We start from the raw sequence: 4610 nt of genomic DNA on the forward strand, positions 1-4610 counted from the left end.
GGACGGCACGCGCCCCAAACCCGACACCGCCGAACCCGCCACGGCCACCGCCACCGCGAGCGCCGCCACTGAAACGCACATGGGCGCTGCGGCTCCGCACAGCTACGGAGCCGCGCTCAGCGACCGCGCAGCGGCGGACCCGACGCTGGCCGAGCTGCGCGGCATCCCGACCAGCCGCCTCCTGCGCGCGACGAAGTGGGACGTCTCGATCGCGATGCTGATCGCGGGCACCGTGAACCTCTGCATCCTGCTGCTCGCGGCGGCCAACCTGGCCGGCGTGCCGGGCACCGACTCGCTCGAGGGCGCCTACGACGCGCTCTATGCAGGGCTCGGCCCGCTGGTCGCGACCCTGTTCGCCGTCGGCCTGCTCGCCAGCGGTCTGGCGAGCACGTCGGTCGGCGCGTACGCCGGCGCCGAGATCATGCACGGCCTGCTGCACATCCGCGTGCCGCTCCTCGCCCGGCGCCTCGTGACGCTGATCCCGGCCCTGGTGATCCTCGCGATCGGCTTCGACCCGACAGTGGCCCTGGTCCTGAGCCAAGTGGTCCTGTCCTTCGGCATCCCCTTCGCGCTCGTGCCGCTGGTCGCCCTGACCGCGAACCGTGAGATTCTCGGCGGGTTCCGCAACCGCGTGTGGACGACGGCCGCCGGCGTCGCGGCATCCGTCTTCCTCATCGCCCTCAACGGCCTGTTGCTCTTCCTCGTCCTGTCGGGGGCGTGAGCCGTGCGCTCGCGCCCGAGGCAGCGCGAGGGTGCCCGGTACCCTGAAGCCGTGGCTTCTCCTGCCGTCGACGACTACCTCAAGACGATCTACCACCACACCGAGTGGCAGGACGACCGCATCACGCCGTCGCAGCTGGCCGCCGAACTGGGGCTCGCGCCGTCGAGCGTCACCGAGATGGTGCAGAAGCTCGCCGCGCAGGGGCTCGTCACCCACCGCCCGTACGGCCCCATCGCCCTGTCGGACGAGGGCGAGCGGCGTGCCGCCGCCATCATCCGCCGGCACCGGCTCATCGAGACGTGGCTGGTGCGCGAGTTCGGCTACTCCTGGGACGAGGTGCACGACGAGGCGGAGGTGCTCGAGCACGCGATCAGCGACCGGCTGCTCGAGGGCATCGACGACCGCCTCGGGCGCCCCCGCTTCGACCCGCACGGCGATGCGATTCCGGATGCCTCGGGCCACGTCCATCGCGAGTCCTTCGTGGTGCTCGGCTCGGCGCCGGCGGGCCACGTCGGCCGGGTGCTGCGCGTGAGCGACCGAGACCCCGAGCTGCTGCGGGCGGTGGAGTCCGCCGGTGTCGCGGTCGGCACCGTCGTCACCGTCGCGTCCGCTGCCGCCGTGCGGATCGGTGAGGTCGAGGTGACGCTTCCCCTCGCCGCCGCCGCCGCCGTGTGGCTGAGCGCCTGACGCTCCGCCGCAGCCGTGTGGCTGAGCGCCTGACGCTCGGTTCGGCGTTCCGGCTCCGCTTCGCGACCTGTCGTGCTCTGAACGCCTAGAAGAAAAGAACGCCCGCCAGGTAGCTCACGCCCATCGTGCCCAGGCCGACGACGAGGCTCCGGATGAGCATGCGCAGCGCGGAGAGGCGCCCGACGCCCGCAGCCACCAGCGAGGTCAGGGCCAGCGAGACGACGACCGCGACGATGATCGCCCAGGTCTCGATCGCGACGGGTGCGAGGAAGGTGATCAGCACCGGGATCGCCGCGCCGAGCATGAACGCGACGGCGGTCTCGAGGCCGGCCCACCAGGGAGCCGTGGGATGGGTGATCTCTTCGAGCCCGTGCTCCGCGTCGAGTTGGGCGCCGAGGGGATCTCGGGCCATGAGCTGCTGAGCGACCTCGAGCGCCAGGCCCGCCGAGAGCCCGCGCGACTCCCAGTGCGCCGCCAGCTCGGCGAGCTCACCCTCAGGATCCCGCTCGAGCTCCGCCTGCTCCTCGGCGGCGAGCTCGAGCTCGGCCTCGCGCTCGGCGGCGACCTCCGCCCACTTCGCGCCGCCGGCGCTGAGCCCGCCGGCGAGCATTGCCGCGATCGAGGCGAACAGCAGCAGGCGGTCGCCGGCCCCGGCGCCCGCGAAGCCCTGCAGCAGTCCGGCGGTCGCGATGATCCCGTCGTTCGCGTCGATGGCCCACGACGCCTCGCGCACCCGCGCTGAAAAACGGGCCCACAGCGACGGGACGATCTCGACCATGCGACCTCCGGAGTCAGTGTGACAGCCGGGCAGGCGGCATCCGCGTCACACCTGCGTGCTTCGCGCCGCCACCTCGAAGGGCCAGTGCACGCCCGTGGCCGTCTCGGCGACGTCCCACAGGCGCGCGCCCACCTCCGGGTCGCGCGTGATCTTGGCGGCCGTCTGCAGGCGCGGCTCGCCACGCGAGCCGGTACGCGGCCCCCAGAACTCTCCGCCCTCGACATCCGGGTCGATCAGAGCACGCACGAGCGACCACGCCCCGCGCTCCTTCGACTGAGCGATCGCGGCCTGCAGGTTGTCGCGGAACCGCTTGGCGCGGGAGGGCTCGTTGACGCCCACGATGCCCGGGGTGCGGCCTCCGGTCGAGTACCCCGGGTGCGCGACGACGCTGGTCACCGGAACTTCCGCGGCGCGCAGGCGCCGATCCGCCTCGAAGCCCAGCGCGGCTGTCGCGACCTTCGACTGGACGTACGCGCGCCACGCGGTGTACCCGTCGGCCAGTTGCGGGTCGACAGGATCGTAGGGCGTGAGCGACGTCGACATGCTGCCGAGCCACACCATGCGACCGGATGCCGCGGCCAGCGCGGTCAGCAGCTCTCCGCCGAGCGCATAGTGGCCGAGCGCGTTGGTCGCGAACACGACCTCGTGGCCGTCGATCGTGGTCTCGCGGGTCTTGGGGGCGTGCACGATGCCGGCGTTCAGCAGCACGCCGTCCAGCCCGCCCTTGCCGCGCACGCTCGCGGCGGCGGAGCGCACCGAGGCCAGGTTGCTCGTGTCGAGGATGAGGGGCTCGGTCGCGTCGGCTGCGGCATCCGGAACTCGCCGCCGGATCGCGGCGCGCGCCGCAGACAGGCGGTTCGGGTGGCGGGCGGACATGAGCACCTTGGCCCCGGCGCGCACCAGCTGTTCGGACGCGAAGTAGCCCAGGCCGGCGTTGGATCCGGTCACGAGATACACGCGTCCGGAGAGGTCGGGAAGGCTCCGGGGGTCCCACGTCACGGCTTCGACCCTACGCCCGCGCGAGACCCTGATCACGCCACGCGACCGCATAGCCTTGACGCATGCGCACCCGGTCCGACATCGAATGCTGGCTCACCGACATGGACGGCGTGCTGGTGCACGAGAACATCCCTGTTCCGGGCGCCTCCGACCTGCTGGAGCAGTGGCGCGCGCAGGGCGTGCCGTTCCTCGTCCTGACCAACAACTCGATCTTCACGCCGCGCGACCTCTCGGCGCGGCTGCGGGCGTCGGGACTGATCGTGCCGGAGGAGTCGATCTGGACGTCGGCGCTCGCGACCGCCGATTTCCTGAAGTCGCAGATGCCCGGTGGCACGGCGTTCGTGATCGGCGAGGCGGGCCTCACGACCGCCCTCCACGAGGCCGGCTTCATCATGACCGAGACCGACCCCGACTACGTCGTCGTCGGCGAGACCCGCAACTATTCGTTCGAGGCGATCACGAAGGCGATCCGCTTCATCGGCGCCGGCGCCCGCTTCATCGCGACCAACCCCGACGCGACCGGTCCCTCGACCGAGGGCGTGCTGCCAGCGACCGGCGCCATCTCGGCGCTCATCACGAAGGCGACCGGCATGGAGCCGTACGTCGTCGGCAAACCGAACCCCATGATGTTCCGCTCGGCGATGAACCGTCTGGGCGCCCACTCCGAGAACACCGGGATGATCGGCGACCGCATGGACACCGACGTCGTCGCCGGCATCGAAGCGGGCCTGCACACGGTGCTCGTGCTCACGGGCATCAGCGATGCGGCCGAGATCGCCCGCTACCCGTTCCGGCCCGACGAGGTGCTGGACTCGGTCGCCGACCTCCTCGACGCCGAACCAGTCGAGTCCGAGGACCCCGAGCTGCTGTAGCGCTTCGCGCCGCACGGCTTTCAGGGACCGGATGCCGCGGCCCGCGGCATCCTCTCGTCCGGGGTTGTCCGAGGACGTCCGCCCGCCTGCGGTGCGGCGGCCCGATGTCGCCCCCCGCCGTTTTTGGCGACTCGCCAAGAGGTGCGGTGACTCCGGGGCTATTTTGGCGACTCGCCAACATGCACCGGCCGGCGAACACCCCCGCGATTTTGGCGACTCGCCAAAAGGTACGGCGACTTAGGGCCTTCTTGGCGACTCGCCAATATGCACCGCCGGCGCCCCGGGCGATTTTGGCGACTCGCCAGAAGCTGCGGTGACTCCGGGGCCTTCTTGGCGACTCGCCAACATGCACCGGCGGCGAACACCCCTCGCGATTTTGGCGCGCCAAGAAGCACAGGGAGGCACGACAACTCTTGGCGACTCGCCGGACTGCACCGCCGGGGAACACCCCTCGCGATTTTGGCGAGTCGCCAAAAAGTACGGCGACTCAGAGCCCTCTTGGCGACTCGCCGAGAAGCACCGCCGGCGCCCCCTTCCCGCCGGGCGATTTTGG

At 71.4% G+C, this 4610-nt stretch carries 5 protein-coding genes; 3 read left to right on the forward strand and 2 right to left on the reverse strand.

Annotated features, from left to right (window positions below; translation table 11 throughout):
* Together NCG93_RS11890 and NCG93_RS11895 are read left to right on the forward strand one after the other, a co-directional pair.
* On the forward strand, positions 1-721 hold a 721-nt coding region (locus tag NCG93_RS11890), incomplete at its 5' end, for an Nramp family divalent metal transporter (protein WP_252787535.1).
* 51 nt (positions 722-772) lie between these two features.
* Positions 773-1408: a metal-dependent transcriptional regulator gene (locus NCG93_RS11895; RefSeq protein WP_194412420.1), complete on the forward strand. Its 636-nt coding sequence runs from the start codon at positions 773-775 to the stop codon at positions 1406-1408.
* Between the two features lie 85 nt (positions 1409-1493).
* Here NCG93_RS11895 and NCG93_RS11900 read toward each other — a convergent pair whose 3' ends face one another.
* Together NCG93_RS11900 and NCG93_RS11905 are read right to left on the reverse strand one after the other, a co-directional pair.
* On the reverse strand, positions 1494-2186 hold the full coding sequence (locus NCG93_RS11900; RefSeq protein ID WP_194412419.1) for a VIT1/CCC1 transporter family protein: 693 nt from the start codon (positions 2184-2186) through the stop codon (positions 1494-1496).
* A 45-nt stretch (positions 2187-2231) separates the two neighbouring features.
* Entirely contained in the window at positions 2232-3185 is a 954-nt protein-coding gene (locus NCG93_RS11905) for an SDR family NAD(P)-dependent oxidoreductase (RefSeq protein ID WP_252787536.1), read from the reverse strand.
* Between the two features lie 62 nt (positions 3186-3247).
* On the opposite strand from NCG93_RS11905, the gene NCG93_RS11910 reads away from it, so the two are divergent.
* A complete protein-coding gene (locus tag NCG93_RS11910; RefSeq protein WP_194412417.1) occupies positions 3248-4057 on the forward strand; it encodes an HAD-IIA family hydrolase in 810 nt (269 codons plus the stop codon).
* Positions 4058-4610 lie beyond the last annotated feature (553 nt).

Origin of the sequence: Microbacterium yannicii, assembly GCF_024055635.1 — a bacterium.
Classification (GTDB): Bacteria; Actinomycetota; Actinomycetes; order Actinomycetales; family Microbacteriaceae; genus Microbacterium; species Microbacterium yannicii.